The organism is Streptomyces sp. NPDC107528 (assembly GCF_055639295.1).
Map to the genome: position 1 here is coordinate 16226 of NZ_JBVKAV010000008.1, position 15008 is coordinate 31233.

Annotated in this window: 11 protein-coding genes; 10 read left to right on the forward strand and 1 reads right to left on the reverse strand. The window is 69.9% G+C overall.

All coding sequences use genetic code 11. The features are described from left to right. Nucleotides 1–96 precede the first annotated feature (96 nt). From ACZ7L5_RS24925 to ACZ7L5_RS24950, 6 genes are all read left to right on the forward strand, one after another. On the forward strand, nt 97–1086 hold the full coding sequence (locus tag ACZ7L5_RS24925; protein WP_471518897.1) for a LysR family transcriptional regulator: 990 nt from the start codon (nt 97–99) through the stop codon (nt 1084–1086). Nucleotides 1087–1314: 228 nt separating this feature from the next. Then, nucleotides 1315–3570: a transglycosylase domain-containing protein gene (locus ACZ7L5_RS24930; protein WP_471519482.1), complete on the forward strand. Its 2256-nt coding sequence runs from the start codon at nt 1315–1317 to the stop codon at nt 3568–3570. Nucleotides 3571–3619: 49 nt separating this feature from the next. Then, nucleotides 3620–4906 carry a polysaccharide deacetylase family protein gene (locus ACZ7L5_RS24935; protein ID WP_471518899.1) on the forward strand — a complete coding sequence of 429 codons (1287 nt, stop codon included), beginning with the start codon at nt 3620–3622 and terminating at the stop codon, nt 4904–4906. Between the two features lie 115 nt (nt 4907–5021). Next, nucleotides 5022–6200, forward strand: coding sequence for an amidase domain-containing protein (locus ACZ7L5_RS24940; protein WP_471518901.1), 1179 nt, complete (start codon nt 5022–5024; stop codon nt 6198–6200). Nucleotides 6201–6450: 250 nt separating this feature from the next. Further along, complete coding sequence (locus tag ACZ7L5_RS24945) at nt 6451–7833, forward strand: nitrate/nitrite transporter (RefSeq protein ID WP_471518903.1); 1383 nt, start codon at nt 6451–6453, stop codon at nt 7831–7833. Between the two features lie 239 nt (nt 7834–8072). Beyond that, a complete protein-coding gene (locus ACZ7L5_RS24950; RefSeq protein ID WP_471518905.1) occupies nt 8073–9224 on the forward strand; it encodes a uroporphyrinogen-III synthase in 1152 nt (383 codons plus the stop codon). A 20-nt stretch (nt 9225–9244) separates the two neighbouring features. Here ACZ7L5_RS24950 and ACZ7L5_RS24955 read toward each other — a convergent pair whose 3' ends face one another. Next, entirely contained in the window at nt 9245–9844 is a 600-nt protein-coding gene (locus ACZ7L5_RS24955; RefSeq protein WP_471518907.1) for an anthrone oxygenase family protein, read from the reverse strand. 207 nt (nt 9845–10051) lie between these two features. On the opposite strand from ACZ7L5_RS24955, the gene ACZ7L5_RS24960 reads away from it, so the two are divergent. The 4 genes from ACZ7L5_RS24960 (at nt 10052) to ACZ7L5_RS24975 (ending at nt 14818) form a co-directional block, all read left to right on the forward strand. Then, a complete protein-coding gene (locus ACZ7L5_RS24960; protein ID WP_471518909.1) occupies nt 10052–10675 on the forward strand; it encodes a CGNR zinc finger domain-containing protein in 624 nt (207 codons plus the stop codon). A 319-nt stretch (nt 10676–10994) separates the two neighbouring features. Further along, the gene (locus ACZ7L5_RS24965) at nt 10995–11516 is read left to right on the forward strand and encodes a sigma-70 family RNA polymerase sigma factor (RefSeq protein ID WP_010039908.1); all 522 of its coding nucleotides are present in this window, start codon (nt 10995–10997) and stop codon (nt 11514–11516) included. Then, a complete protein-coding gene (locus tag ACZ7L5_RS24970; protein ID WP_471518911.1) occupies nt 11516–12346 on the forward strand; it encodes an anti-sigma factor family protein in 831 nt (276 codons plus the stop codon). Before ACZ7L5_RS24965 ends, ACZ7L5_RS24970 begins: the two co-directional genes overlap by 1 nt. Nucleotides 12347–12415: 69 nt before the next feature. Next, nucleotides 12416–14818 (forward strand): HelD family protein, encoded by a 2403-nt coding sequence (locus ACZ7L5_RS24975; RefSeq protein ID WP_471518913.1) that lies wholly within the window; start codon nt 12416–12418, stop codon nt 14816–14818. The last annotated feature ends 190 nt before the right edge of the window (nt 14819–15008 follow it).

Genomic DNA, 15008 nt, shown 5'->3' on the forward strand with positions numbered 1-15008 from the left:
ACCGTCGCCCGCAGTGGATCAAGGGGTCCAACACCTGTTCGGCACGGATTCACGCACCTGTGTTGTGAGAGACGCGCGAGCTGTAAATTCCCCCGCATGCCCGCTGCCGCCCCCGCCCACCTCGACCCCCGCCTCCTGCGCGCTTTCCTCGCCGTGGCGGACGAGCTGCACTTCACGCGTGCCGCGGCCCGCCTGTACGTCGCCCAGCAGGCGCTGAGCCGGGACGTACGGCGGCTGGAGCGGGAGTTGGGCGCCGAGCTGTTCGTGCGGACGACCCGGCACGTCACGCTGACGGCCGACGGCGAGCGACTGGTGCCGTACGCCCGCCGTGCCCTCCAGGCCCAGGACGACCTGCTCGCCGCCTTCGGCCAGGCGCGGCCCCTGCTGGTGGACCTGAACTCGCCGGGCCTGGTCACCGGCCGCCGGGTCCTGCACCGGGCCCGCGAACTCGCCCCCGAGCACGAGCTGATGGCCCGCTACGAGAGCGGCCTGACGGGTGCCGCCGCGGAGCTGGTCGCGGGGCGGCTGGACGCGTCCTTCGGACGGTTCGCGGGACTGGACCCGGCGCTGCGGGCCGGCCTCGACCATCAGCCGGTCCGCTACGAGCCGATGGCGATCGTGCTGCCCGAGGACCACCCGCTGGCCGCCCTGGAGCGGGTGCCGCTGGCCGCGCTGGCCGGCGAGACCGTGTACGCCGGCGCCGGCAACCCCCGTACCCCGGAGTGGACCGACCTCGCGCACCGGCTCTTCGACGGGCGGGGCATCGGGGTCGCTCCGCCCGCGCCGCTCGCCGTCGGTGACGAGGAGTTCCAGCGGATCATGGCCAAGCTGCGCCACCCCGTCCTCGCCGTGGTCGGCTTCCCGGCCATGCCCGGGACCGTGCTGCGCCCCCTGACCGACCCCGTGCCCCTGTCGCCGGTGTCGCTGGTGTGGCGAAAGGGCCTCGCGCACCCCGCGTTCGACGCTCTGCGACACGCCGCGGCCCGGCTCGCGGCCGAAGAGGGTTGGCTGGAGCCGCCCGCCGATGGATGGGTCTCGGACGCGGACTCCACATCCTGGGTGTATGCAACTAACGGCCCGACGTGAGCGTCTAACGGCCCGACGTGAGCGCCATCACCTGTACGCCAAATGTCCCTTATTCGCCAATGTGCTGAGTCACATAACACTTTCCTCCGTGGAGAGATTGTGAAGGGCGCTGGTAATTTGTAGGCGCGCTGGACTGTGAGGTCGGCATATACCGAATGCGAGGGGGAGGTCGTGGCGCCGAGGGGGAGCGGGGAGGAGCGGGAGGAGCCTCAAGAGCGGGACGCCACCATGCAGCTGAAGGTGTCCGGTTTGTTTCCGGTGGACCAGACCGTTCAGTTGCGTGTGCCGTCCCAGCGCATATCCGATGCCGAAAGCGAATCGGCGATATCCGAAATATCCCGTTCCGCGGTGGCGGACTCATCGCAGCGAATACCCGGCGATGACACGCCCGACCAGCAGCATCGCCACAGAAACCGCAACCGCCGCAAAGCCCCCAGCCCGCCCCTGGGCCCCCGCCTCGTCGCCGCTCTTCACCTGGCGCCCGTGCTGGCCTTCCTCGCCCCCCACGTCGCCCGCCTCGCCCCCCTGGCCGACCGCCTCGCGCCCTACGCCCGCCGGATGCGGCCGCAGTACCCCCGGCCCGGACGCACCGGGTGGCGCCGGTGGCTGCCCTCCTGGCGGCAGTGGCTCGGCGGCGCACTCGCCGGCGTGGGCCTCAGCGGGCTCCTCCTCGCCGTCGCCTACGCGGCCACCGACATCCCGGACAACCTCAACTCGTACGCCACCCAGCAGGACAACGTGTACTTCTGGGCCGACGGGACGCCCATGGCCCGTACCGGCTGGGTGCAGCGGCAGGCGATGCCGCTGAAGGACATCCCCGACGACGTCCGCTGGGCCGTCCTCGCCGCGGAGAACGCGAGCTTCTACAGCGACCCGGGCATCTCCGTCCAGGGCATCACCCGCGCCCTGTTCCGCACGCTGGGCCAGGGCGACACCCAGGGCGGCTCGACCATCACCCAGCAGTACGTCAAGAACGTCTACCTGAACCAGGACCAGACGCTGCGCCGCAAGGTCAGCGAGGCGATGATCGCCCTCAAGCTCGACAACCGGATGAGCAAGGACGAGATCCTCGAGAGCTATCTGAACACCAGCTGGTTCGGCCGGGGCACCTACGGCATCCAGCGCGCATCCCAGGCCTACTACGGCAAGGACGTCAGCGAGCTCAACGCCAGCGAGGCCGCGTTCCTGGCCGCCCTGCTCAAGGGCGCCGGCCTGTACGACCCGACCCTGAGCAGCGCCAACCGCGCGCGGGCCGTGGAGCGCTGGTCCTGGACGCTCGACCGGATGGTCCAGATAGGCAAGCTCTCGCAGGCCGAGCGGGACACCTACAAGAAGTTCCCCGAGCCGCTGAAACGCAACCCGCTGTACGACACCGGTGAGCAGAGCGACTACCTCGTCGAACTCGCCTCCCAGTACGCCAAGAAGGCCGCCCAGATCTCCGACAAGGACTACGACCTCGGCGGCTACCAGATCTACACGACCTTCGACAAGAGACGGGAGGACCAGCTCACCGAGGCCGTCACGAAGGCGCGCAAGAAGGCTCAGAAGGACGACCCGAAGGCCGCGAAGAGCGTGCACTACGGCGCGGCGTCGGTGGCCGGCGACGGCCGGATCCTCGCCGTCCACGGCGGCCCCGACCACCGTAAGCAGGGCTACAACGAGTCCAACGCCACCACCGTCCCGGCCGGTTCCGCCTTCACTCCGTTCGTGTACGCGGCCGGTCTGGAACACGGTGTCCGCAAGACCCGCGACGGGGAGGCGACCGCCGTCACCGGGGAGTCCGTCTACGACGGCGACGACGACGTGCCCGTGACCACGCCGGAGGGGCCGTACTGGGACCGCAGCGGCCGCAAGGTGGCCGCCAGCAACGACGGCAACAAGTCGTACGGGCAGATCTCCCTGCACCGGGCGATGGCGCTGTCGGTGAACACGCCGTTCATGCAACTCGGCATGGACACCGGCCTGGACAAGGTGCGCTCCACCGCCGAGGCCGCGGGTCTGCTGAGCTCCAGCATCGGGGCCCAGGTGCCGACGCTGTCCATGGGCAGCTCGACGCCCAGCGCCATCCGCATGGCCAGCGGCTACTCCACGTTCGCCGCGGCCGGCAAGCACACCGAGCCGTACTCGGTGCGGCGGATCACCCACAACGGCGACAAGATCTCCCTGGACCTGCCGGACCCGCGCCGGGCGGTCGGCGCCGACGTGGCCGAGGAGGTCACCTCCGCGCTCACGGACGCCTTCCGGACCGCCCACCCCGACGCGGCGCCCGCCACCGCGCAGGTGGCCGGGAAGGCCGGGACGACACCCAAGGACACCGCCTCCTGGTACGTCGGCACCCACAAGTCCGTCTCCACGGCGGTCGTCGTCTACCGCATCGACCTCGCCAAGAGCCTCGAACCACTGCCGCTGAAGGGCCTCGCCGGCACCGCCGACGACAGCGTCCCCTACGGCATCTGGTCCGGTGCCATGAGCCCCCTCGGCTGACCACCGACCCCCGGTACCGCAGTCCAACCGTCAGGAGAATGAGCCGCACATGAAGCCACCGTCTGGGCGTCGCCGCAAGGCCCGGGCAGCGCGCCGCACCGCCGCCGCACGCCGTCCGGGGTTCCTGGCCCTGGCGGCGCTCCTCGTCGTCGCCTCGCTGACGGCGGGCTACCTGGTGCTGAACCGCACGGGGAACACCGAGCCGACCGCGTCGTCCGGGGGACAGCACAAGGCGGGCGGGGCGGGCGCCGAGGAACCGCAGTGGGACGGCAGGACCAAGATCCTGGGGGACGGCTCCACTTCCTACACCGGTCCGCAGAAGGGCCAGTTGAAGCCGGTGCCGCTCAAGCCCGGACAGAAGCCGCCGCAGTTCGTCGTCTTCTCCTGGGACGGCGCGCTGGAGGGCGACGACGAGCTCTTCTCCCACTACCGCGAGGTGGCGAAGAAGTACGACGCCCATATGACGTTCTTCCTCACGGGCATCTACCTGCTGCCGAAGGACAAGAAGGCGCTGTACGACCCGCCCCAGCACGACAGGGGAGCCGCGGCGATCAGCTACCCCACGGACGAGCACATCCTCACCACGGTGGAGCAGCTCGGCAAGGCGTGGCAGGACGGCAACGAGATCGGCACCCACTTCAACGGCCACTTCTGCGGCGAGAAGGGCGGCGGCGACTGGAGCGTCGAGGAGTGGAAGAGCGAGATCGACCAGTTCAACTCGTTCGTGTCGAAGTGGAAGACCAACACCGGCGCCACGGATCTCCCCCCGCTGCCGTTCGACGTCTCCAAGGCGATCACCGGCGGGCGCGCCCCGTGCCTGGAGGGCCAGAAGAACCTGCTGGAGGCCGCCAAGGACTACGGCTACCGCTACGACGCCAGCTCCGCCGGCGACTTCCAGATATGGCCGACCAAGAAGAACGGCATGTGGGACTTCCCGCTCCAGATGCTCCCTTACGAGGGGGGCAAGTACCAGGGCCTCTCCATGGACTTCAACTTCCTCTACAACCAGTCCGACGGCGAGACCGAGGGCGACCCGGCCCGGTACCCCCAGTGGGAGGAGGAGACCGTCGGCACCTACCTGGCGGGCTTCAACCGCGTGTACTACGGCAGCCGGGCGCCCCTGTTCATCGGCAACCACTTCGAGGACTGGAACGGCGGCATCTACATGCGGGCCGTCGACCGGATCATCGAGGAGGTGTGCACCAAGAAGGACGTCAAGTGCGTGTCCTTCAAGGAGCTCGCCGACTGGATGGACGTGCAGAAGCCGGCGACGCTGGAGCGCCTGCGCACCCTCGATCCGGCCCAGTCCCCGGACTGGTCGACCGTGGTCCAGTGACGTTCGCATAACGTCCTTGAATCACGCACGCATCCCCCTGCACAACAGCCACACATGGCGTGCGAAGATGCGCTGCCCCCGGCATCCGTCCGCCGGGACAAGAGGGGAACCATCAGTGAAGACAAGGAAACTGAGCCGTACGCGGCGACGCGCCACCATACTCGGCGCGGCGGCCGCCTCGGTCGTCGCCGGAGCGGCGATGCTGCCCAACTGGAGCGCGGGCGCCGCGGTCGTCGACGACCCCACGGTGGACGCCAGGACCAAGGCCACCTTCCAGCGGCTGGCGGACGCGGTCTTCACCGACCGTACGGACGCGCTGGTCGACGGCCGGCAGGGCAACCGGGACAAGCCGCTGACCGACGGCTTCTCCGGTGACGTCAGGATGTCCGCCGGTACGGCCCGCAGCGAGGACGCCGCACTGTCCGCGCTGGACCAGCGCAAGGACAAGCTCGCGAAGCTGGGCGAGAAGTACAGCAAGGGCAGCACCACGGTCACTCTGGACGCCACCAGCGTGAAGGGCCGCAAGGCCAAGGTCGCGGTCACCGAGACCACCACCCTCACCTACGAGAAGGTCCGTGGCAGCGAGCCGGGGACCACCGGGTTCCAGGCGCACCACGAGCTGACGTTCAGCGCCGACCGGCGGGGCGACTGGCAGCTGACGGGAATCCGGGCGACCGACGAGGGCGACCTCGCCGTGAACTCGACGGCCAGGCCGGCCGTCGAACCGATGACCGCGAAGGTCGCCAGCACCACGCCGTCGGCGCCCAAGGCGTCGACCTCGTACCCCGGCCCGGCCAACCCGAAGAACTTCACCGCGTCCGGCCTGAACTACCCGGCCATGGCCACCTACGCCAAGCAGTACTGGTCCAACTACAACCCGGCCTACCCGAACTTCAACGGCCAGGGCGCGGGCGGCGACTGCACCAACTTCGTCAGCCAGTCCCTGAAGGCGGGCGGCTGGAAGCACGTCCCCGGCTACGTGTACGACTACACCAAGTGGTTCGGCAACGCCGACATCCAGTCGCACTCGTTCATCGGCGTCAACGAGTGGTCCTGGTTCGCCCAGAACTCGAAGCGGACGACCAGCCTCGCGAACGTCTACCAGCTCGACGTCGGCGATGTCCTCCAGCTCGACTTCGACAAGGACGGCTCGAAGGACCACACCATGATCGTCACGTCCCGCAACCGCGGCGTGCCGTATCTGACGTACCACTCCACCAACACCTACAGCAGGTCGGTGGCGAGCATCATCGCGTCGTACCCGAACGCTCTGTACTACGCGTACCGCACCTGATCTTCATCTTCCGAGCCTCGCCGGCTCGACGTGACGCGGCCCCCGGCGCTGATGCCGGGGGCCGCCCTGCTGTCGCCACACCGGGACCGACCGCCGCCACCTCTCAGCCCTCCACTCCATCAGGTGAGAGCAAAGTTCCTTTCCGGTCACCCGTAGCCACAGCCCCGAAACGCGCCCTCCCTACCTTCGGGATCAGCCACTCGTGGAGCAATCGAGAGCGACCGAGCCCCGAAGGAACCGTGGAGGCGTCATGACAGCCCCGAGCACAGCCCCCGCCGCGAGCAGGGGAGGCCGCTGGATCGATCACTGGGATCCCGAGGACGAGGTCTTCTGGGAGGAGATCGGGGAGAAGGTCGCCCGGCGGAACCTGTTCTTCTCCGTCCTCTCCGAGCACATCGGGTTCTCGATCTGGACCCTGTGGTCGGTGATGGTGCTGTTCATGGGGCCGGAGTACGGACTCACCCCCGCGGACAAGTTCACGATCGTCTCGATGGCCACGCTGGTCGGCGCCATCGTGCGCGTCCCGTACACCTTCGCCGTCGCCGTCTTCGGTGGCCGGATGTGGACGGTCGTCTCGGCGAGCCTGCTGCTGGTGCCGACGGTCGCCGCGTTCGCCGTGATGGAGCCGGGAACGTCGTTCACGACCTTCCTGGTGTGCGCGATGCTGGCCGGCGTCGGCGGCGGGAACTTCGCCTCCAGCATGACCAACATCAACGCCTTCTTCCCGCTCCGTAAGAAGGGGTGGGCGCTCGGCCTGAACGCCGGCGGCGGCAACATCGGCGTGCCCGTCGTGCAGCTCGTCGGGCTCGCGGTCATCGGTGCCAGCGGCGGGCCGCGCCTGCTGCTCGGGATCTACATCCCGTTCATCGTGATCGCCGCCGCCCTCGCGTGGCTGAAGATGGACAGCATCTCGTCCGTCAGGAACGACACCGGCGCCGCCAAGGACGCCGCGAAGGACGCCCACACCTGGATCATGTCCTTCCTCTACGTCGGCACCTTCGGTTCGTTCATCGGGTACTCCTTCGCCTTCGGGCTGGTGCTCCAGACGCAGTTCGGCCGTACGCCGCTCCAGGCCGCCTACGTCACCTTCATCGGCCCGCTGCTCGGCTCCCTGATCCGGCCCGTCGGCGGCTCGCTCGCCGACCGGTTCGGCGGAGCGAAGATCACGCTGTGGAACTACGTCGCCATGGCCGCCGCGACCGCGGTCATCATCGTGGCCTCGATGCAGAAGTCGCTGCCGCTGTTCACCACCGCGTTCATCGCCCTGTTCGTGCTCAGCGGCCTCGGCAACGGCTCGACGTTCAAGATGATCCCCGGCATCTTCCACGCGAAGGCCCTCGCCAAGGGGCTCGAAGGTGAGGAGGCCGCCGCCTACGGCCGCAGGCTCTCCGGTGCCTCCATGGGGCTCATCGGCGCGGTGGGCGCACTCGGCGGACTCGGCATCAACCTCGCCTTCCGCCAGTCGTTCCTCACCGTGGGTTCCGGCACCGGCGCGTTCGTCGCCTTCCTCGCCTTCTACGGCCTCTGCTTCGCGGTCACCTGGGCCGTATACCTTCGCCGCCCGGCCGCCGCGCAGACCGACACGGCACCTGCCACCGACGCAAAGCCGCAGCTCAGCTATGCCGAGGTGTGACGTAACACCACCGACATCAAGTCGAACCGAGCCTGTCACGCACCGTTGACAGGCTCGCTCGGCATACAGGTGTAACCACCAAGGGCGCGATCGGTAGCCAGAAGACCAGGAGTCAGAAGACCAGGAGTCAGAAGACCAGGAGTCAGGAGATCTGGAGCCGGAAGATCAGGAGCCGCTCCCGCCGACCCCGGTGGGAGACCCTGGTGCAGGCATCACAACTCGAGTGCGGGACGAGAGTTATGTACGACGAACAGCAGCAACCCGAACACGGGCCCCTCGCGGGATTCACCGTGGGCGTCACCGCCGCGCGCCGCGCCGACGAGCTCGGGGCGCTGCTTCAGCGGCGCGGCGCCGCCGTACTGCACGCCCCTGCCCTGCGCATCGTGCCGCTGGCCGACGACAGCGAACTGCTCGCGGCCACCAAGGAGATCATCCAGCGGACGCCGGACGTCGTGATCGCCACCACCGCGATCGGCTTCCGGGGCTGGATCGAGGCCGCCGACGGCTGGGGCCTGGGCGAGGACCTGCTGGAACGGCTGCGCGGCGTCGAACTGCTCGCGCGCGGCCCCAAGGTCAAGGGCGCGGTACGGGCCGCCGGGCTGACGGAGGAGTGGTCGCCGTCCAGCGAGTCCATGGCCGAGGTGCTCGACCGGCTGCTGGAGGAGGGCGTCGAGGGGCGCCGGGTCGCCATCCAGCTGCACGGTGAGCCGCTGCCCGGGTTCGTGGAGGCGCTGCGGGCCGGGGGAGCGGAGGTGCTCGGGGTGCCGGTCTACCGGTGGCTGCCCCCGGAGGACATCGGGCCGGTCGACCGGCTGCTGGACGCGACCGTCTCCCGAGGCCTGGACGCCCTCACCTTCACCAGCGCCCCGGCCGCGGCGTCCCTGCTGTCGCGGGCAGAGGAGCGCGGGCTGCTTCCCGAACTGCTCGCCGCCCTCAACCACGACGTCCTGCCGGCCTGCGTCGGCCCCGTCACCGCCCTGCCCCTGCAGGCGCTCGGCGTCGACACGGTCCAGCCCGAGCGCTTCCGGCTCGGACCGCTGGTCCAGCTGCTGTGCCAGGAGCTGCCCGGGCGGGCCCGGTCGCTGCCGGTCGCCGGGCACCGGGTGGAGATCCGGGGCCATGCGGTCCTGGTCGACGGGGCGCTGCGCCCCGTACCGCCCGCGGGCATGTCCCTGCTGCGGGCCCTGTCCCGACGGCCGGGCTGGGTGGTGCCCCGCGCGGAGCTGCTGCGTGCCCTGCCGGGCGCCGGCCGCGACGAGCACGCCGTGGAGACGGCGATGGCCCGGCTCCGTACGGCCCTGGGGGCGCCGAAGCTGATCCAGACAGTGGTGAAGCGGGGGTACCGGCTGGCGCTGGACCCGGCGACGGACGCGAAGTACGCCGACGGGTAGGGAGGCACCCGGCGTCGGAGTCACCCTCTGGGGGCCCGCGGCCCCCAGCCCCCCGCCCTCGGCCCTGAGCGGGCCTCGTCCTCAAACGCCGGCCGGTCCGATGGCCGGGGTGCCGACCGGCGTTCAGCCGAACCCCGCGAGATCCGCCCGTACCGGACCAGCGCCCGCCCCAAGCACCCCAACGCCACCGTCGACAGCACCGTCCGTACGACATTCCACGCCAGCCACGGGTCCTCGAACTCCTCTCGCAGGGCGGTCGGATCACCGGCCCCCTTCAGGCTGTCGTTCAGCGGGATGTTGAACAGGACGGTGACCACGAAGGCAAGCCCGTACGCGATCGCCGCCGCCCATACCCACCGCCGGTAGGGCGTCCCGCGGACCTGCCACGCCGACACGCCCGTCAGCACCAGCGCCCCGAAGAAGCTCAGGAAGAACACCGGGTTCTCGAACGCGTCGTTGATGTCGCGCATGACCTCGACGTACACCCGGTCATCGCTGCGCGCCAACCCCGGCATCACCCCGCAGGCGAAGATGTAGAAGGCCCCGGCGATCAGGCCCATCGCGACCGTGGCCGCGCCCAGTACGGTTCCCACGACTTTGCTGTTCGGTGTTGTGGTCATGCCCTCCAGTCAACGGACCCGCAGGCCCCCCGAACATGGCCGTCACGCGCAGCCGCATAAGCGGACGTCCAGGCCCGCAGGCGGTACGAGGGGTTCCGGCCCCGCCCCCGGGCAGGCACTGTTAGGGGGAACGGTTCTCCCCAGCTCTCCTCACGGCATCTCACCGACCCCTCATGACCGGGGTGACCCCTAGGCGGTGACAGGCACATGGCACTGGGTACGGCCACGGGCGCGTTCGAGCTGCGGTTCGACGCCGGGCGGATCTGTCTGGATCTCCTCGCGACCACGCACCCCGAGGAACGGTTCGACTCCGTCGAGGTGTTGTGCGCCTGGATCGTCGGGGCCGGCCTCGCCCCGCCGGGCACACCGCTGACCCACGCCGACGCCTCCTGGGTGGCGCGCTTTTGCGAACTGCGCGGCCGTATCGACCAGTTGGTCCGCGGCGATCTCGGCTCGGGGCTCTGGACGTCGTACGACAGGCCGTACGACAGGCCGTCGTACGACATCGCGCTCGCCCGCGTGAACGACATCGCCCGCGTGGCGCCACCGGCCCCCCGTGCCGTCAGGGGGGAAGACGGCACCCTCGTGCGGCAGTTGGATCACCCGCCCGAGTGCCCCGCCCTGCTCGGCGCCGTCGCGCGGGACGCCCTGGAACTGCTCACCGATCCGGCCGCGCGGGCCGGACTGCGGGAGTGCGAGGGCGACAACTGTCCGATCGTTTATGTCGATACGTCCCGGGGGCGCAGGAGGCGCTGGTGCTCCAGTGAGGTCTGCGGGAACCGCGAAAGAGTGGCCCGGCATCGTCGCCGCGCGGCGCTCACCCGAGCCTGACAGTCCGTTATGCGGCTTCTGTGGAACGACTGTCGAAGTGATTTCGATTACACGTCGTTTACCTACGGGGCCGTAGGGAAGCACTCTTTCGATCTTGCCGTTGTGACGGAAATGTAAAGATCGCACGGTGGGAATGTGCTGCCATGTCCCGCTCGTCACGTCACTCCGAAGAAAACTGTCGCCTCTGTTTGAACACTCGAAGCGCCGCTTGCGTACGGGTAGTCGAGCGACCGACTGGGGGAACCCCCGGACATCGGAGGTGGGCGTGCGCAAGGATTCCGTCGTGGCCAATGAACGTGGATCGAGGGCCCGACATCGCATGTCCCAGCCCTCGGAACCTGATGAGGAGCTGATGCGTGCGCTGTACAGAGAGCACGCCGGACCCCTCCTTGCGTATGTCCTTCGACTGGTCGCCGGTGATCGGCAACGAGCAGAGGACGTTGTGCAGGAGACGCTCATCCGTGCCTGGAAGAACGCCGGACAGCTCAATCGAGCGACCGGATCGGTACGCCCCTGGCTGGTGACGGTCGCCCGGCGCATCGTCATTGACGGCCACCGCAGCCGGCAGGCCCGGCCGCAGGAGGTCGATCCGTCGCCGCTGGAGGTCATCCCCGCGGAGGACGAGATCGACAAGGCGCTGTGGCTGATGACGCTGTCGGACGCACTCGACGACCTGACGCCCGCCCACCGGGAAGTCCTGGTCGAGACGTACTTCAAGGGGCGTACGGTCAATGAGGCGGCCGAGACGCTGGGCATACCCAGCGGCACTGTTCGCTCAAGGGTCTTCTATGCCCTGCGGTCGATGAAGCTGGCTCTGGAGGAGCGGGGGGTGACGGCGTGATGAGTGTTTACGGGGGAAACCAGGGATTCGGGATGGGCGGTTCGGGTATGTCTGGACCCATGACGGGACATCCGGTTCCGAGCGAACACGAGACCGTCGGCGCCTATGCCCTCGGGATTCTCGACGACGCCGAAGCAACCGCTTTCGAGGCACATCTCGCGACCTGCGAGTGGTGCGCCCAGCAACTGGACGAACTCGCCGGGATGGAGCCGATGCTGGCCGCGCTCGCGGACCTGCCGGGTACCGGTTCACCCGCGATCGGCGAGTCCCTGTCGGCGAAGCCCAGCCCGCGCCTGGTGAACAAGCTCGTCGACGAGGTCGCCGAGCGCCGCGCCCAGAAGCGCCGGCGCAGCTTCTACATGGTGGCCGCGGCGGCCGCGCTGATCGTCGGCGGTCCGTTCGTGGCCGTGGCGACGAACGGCGGCGACTCGGACGGCGGCGGCAGCCCCGGTCAGACGCTCGCGGCCAACCCCGCCAAGGACCTGTTCACCGGAACCGAGAACAAGGTCTCGGGGACCGACCCGACGACCGGCGCCAGCGCGACCGTCGGCATGTCGGAGAAGGCGTGGGGCACCGAGACGGCCCTCGAACTCAAGGGCGTCAAGGGTCCGCTCAAGTGTTCCCTGATCTTCGTCAGCAAGGACGGCGAGCGCGAGACGGCCGCCTCCTGGTCCGTCCCGAAGTGGGGCTACGGCATCCCGGACGCCAAGACCGAGCAGGCCAGGAACCCGCTCTATGTCAGCGGTGGCGTGTCCATGTCCCTGGACCAGGTCGATCACGTAGAGATCATGGAATTCGGCGGAAAGAAGATCGTCGAGGTAGACGTGTAGTCGCCGTAGCAATTCCGGGTCCCCTTCGCGTACGGTTGACGGCTGCCCAGCACGTCAGAAGGGGGCCCGGTGGCCGCTCAGGCTCCACAGGAAACCGCGCTCGAAGACTCCTTGAGAGATCGGGAGATCGGCGTCGAACAGGTGCACCTGAACCGGGTGTACCAGCGCCTCGAGGAGAAGATCCACGAGGCGGAGTTCCTCATGAACGACGCGGCCCAGCGCGGCCAGGTCGGCACGCCCGGTGCGCTCGCCGAGCGGGACGCGCAGGTCTTCCGCGCAGGTGTCCACCTCAATCGGCTCAACAACGAGTTCGAGGACTTCCTCTTCGGCCGTATCGACCTGCTGCCCGGCAAGGACGGCAAGAAGGGGCCCGACGGCGCGTACACCGCCGTCGAGCCCGCCGAGGGCGCGGTCCGCGAGGACGACACCGCCGACATCGCCGAGACCCTGCACATCGGCCGCATCGGCGTGCTCGACCAGGACTACGCCCCGCTGGTCATCGACTGGCGGGCCCCGGCCGCGGCGCCCTTCTACCGCTCCACGCCGGTCGAGCCCGGGCGGGTCGTGCGGCGCCGGGTCATCCGCTCCAAGGGGCGCCGGGTGCTGAGCGTCGAGGACGACCTGATGCGCCCCGAGCTCAAGGCGTTCCTCGGCGGCGACGAGCTGCCCGTCATCGGTGACGGCGCCCTCATGGCCGCCCTCGGCCAGGCCCGCAGCCACACCATGCGGGACATCGTGGCGTCCATCCAGGCCGAGCAGGACCTGGTCATCCGGGCGCCCGCCGCCTCCGTGACGTACGTCGAAGGCGGCCCCGGCACCGGCAAGACCGCCGTCGCCCTGCACCGCGCCGCCTACCTGCTCTACCAGGACCGGCGCCGGTACGCGGGCGGCATCCTGATCGTCTCGCCGACTCCGCTGCTGGTGGCGTACACCGAGGGCGTGCTCCCGTCGCTGGGCGAGGAGGGCCAGGTCGCCATCCGCGCGATCGGCTCCCTCGTCGACGGTGCCGAGGCCACGCTGTACGACTCCCCGGCCACCGCCCGTGCCAAGGGCTCGTACCGCATGCTCAAGGTGCTGCGGAAGGCTGCCCGGGGCGCCCTGGAGCTGGGGCCGGGCAGCGGGGCCGATGCCCGCCGGCCCGCCAACGGCGACATCGCGGCGAACCGGACGGGACAGCTGGCCTTCGGCGACGACGACGGCGACACCTCCGCACAGACCCCCGCCGGACCTCCCACCCGGCTGCGTGTGGTCGCCTTCGGGCGCCGCCTGGAGCTGGAGGCCGACGCGCTGGAACGTATCCGCCGCACAGCGCTGGGCGGCACCGCACCCGTGAACCTGCTGCGTCCGCGCGCCCGCAAGCTGCTGCTCGACGCCCTGTGGGCGCAGTCGGGCGGGGCCGGCCGGCACACCGACCCGGAGCTCGCCGCCGAGCTGCGCGCCTCCTTCGACGAGGACGTGATGTCGGAGGACAGCTTCACCGCCTTCGTCGACGCCTGGTGGCCGGAGCTCACCCCGAAGGCGGTCCTGACGGCGATGGCCGACGAGCGACGCCTCGGCCGCTGGGCCCGCCGGGTGCTCAACCCCGGTGAGGTGCGCAAGGTCGCCCGCTCGCTGAAGCGGGACGGGTACTCCGTGCACGACATCGCCATGCTCGACGAGCTCCAGTCGATCCTCGGCACCCCGGCCCGCCCGAGGAAGAAGCGCGACCTGGACCCGCTCGACCAGCTCACCGGGCTGGAGGAGCTGATGCCGGTGCGCGAGGAGTCGCAGCGCGAGCGCGCCGAGCGGCTGGCGGCCGAGCGCACCGAGTACGCCCACGTCATCGTCGACGAGTCCCAGGACGTCACGCCGATGCAGTGGCGCATGCTCGGCCGCCGCGGCCGGCACGCCACCTGGACGGTCGTCGGCGACCCGGCCCAGTCCTCCTGGTCCGACGTCGACGAGGCGGCCGAGGCCCGCGACGAGGCCCTCGGCACCCGCCCGCGCCGTCGCTTCCAGCTCACCGTGAACTACCGCAACCCGGCCGAGATCGCCCAGCTGGCGGCGAAGGTGCTCGCCCTCGCCATGCCCGGCTCGACGTCACCGTCGGCGGTGCGTTCGACCGGCGTCGAGCCGCGCTTCACCGTCGTACGGGACTCCCTCGCGCAGACGGTCCGCGAGGAGGCCGCGCGACTGCTGGACCGGGTCGACGGCACGGTCGGCGTCGTCGTCGCGATGCAGCGGCGCGAGGAGGCGGCCAAGTGGGTCGCCGGGCTCGGCGACCGGGTCGTGGCGCTCGGCAGCCTGGAGGCGAAGGGGCTGGAGTACGACGCGACGATCGTCGTCTCCCCGGCGGAGATCGCCGACGAGTCCCCTGCCGGCCTGCGGGTGCTGTACGTCGCACTGACCCGGGCCACCCAGCAGCTCGCGGTGGTGTCGGGAGAGCGCGACGAGCCGGACGCGAACGGGGTGCCGGACCTGCTCCGAGATTGATCCCGCTGAACCACCGGTACGGGAATGGCCTTACGGGATCGGTTTGTTAGCCTGGGTGTGGCACCGGCTCGATCCAAGCCCCCGGGCCCAACCTTCGTCGCTACGAGCGACCACTTGCCGCGAGGCGAGCATGGCGGGTCGGTGTCATGAACGTTGGAGAGACCCACGTCACGAATGTGACGTGGGTCTC

What these genes read in the sequence shown, in the direction of transcription:
- ACZ7L5_RS24925 (WP_471518897.1), top strand. Translation starts at nt 97, where the DNA reads ATGCCCGCTGCCGCCCCCGCCCACCTCGACCCCCGCCTCCTGCGCGCT.
- ACZ7L5_RS24930 (WP_471519482.1), top strand. Translation starts at nt 1,315, where the DNA reads ATGCAGCTGAAGGTGTCCGGTTTGTTTCCGGTGGACCAGACCGTTCAG.
- ACZ7L5_RS24935 (WP_471518899.1), top strand. Translation starts at nt 3,620, where the DNA reads ATGAAGCCACCGTCTGGGCGTCGCCGCAAGGCCCGGGCAGCGCGCCGC.
- ACZ7L5_RS24945 (WP_471518903.1), top strand. Translation starts at nt 6,451, where the DNA reads ATGACAGCCCCGAGCACAGCCCCCGCCGCGAGCAGGGGAGGCCGCTGG.
- ACZ7L5_RS24950 (WP_471518905.1), top strand. Translation starts at nt 8,073, where the DNA reads ATGTACGACGAACAGCAGCAACCCGAACACGGGCCCCTCGCGGGATTC.
- ACZ7L5_RS24955 (WP_471518907.1), bottom strand. Translation starts at nt 9,844, where the DNA reads ATGACCACAACACCGAACAGCAAAGTCGTGGGAACCGTACTGGGCGCG.
- ACZ7L5_RS24960 (WP_471518909.1), top strand. Translation starts at nt 10,052, where the DNA reads ATGGCACTGGGTACGGCCACGGGCGCGTTCGAGCTGCGGTTCGACGCC.
- ACZ7L5_RS24965 (WP_010039908.1), top strand. Translation starts at nt 10,995, where the DNA reads ATGTCCCAGCCCTCGGAACCTGATGAGGAGCTGATGCGTGCGCTGTAC.
- ACZ7L5_RS24970 (WP_471518911.1), top strand. Translation starts at nt 11,516, where the DNA reads ATGAGTGTTTACGGGGGAAACCAGGGATTCGGGATGGGCGGTTCGGGT.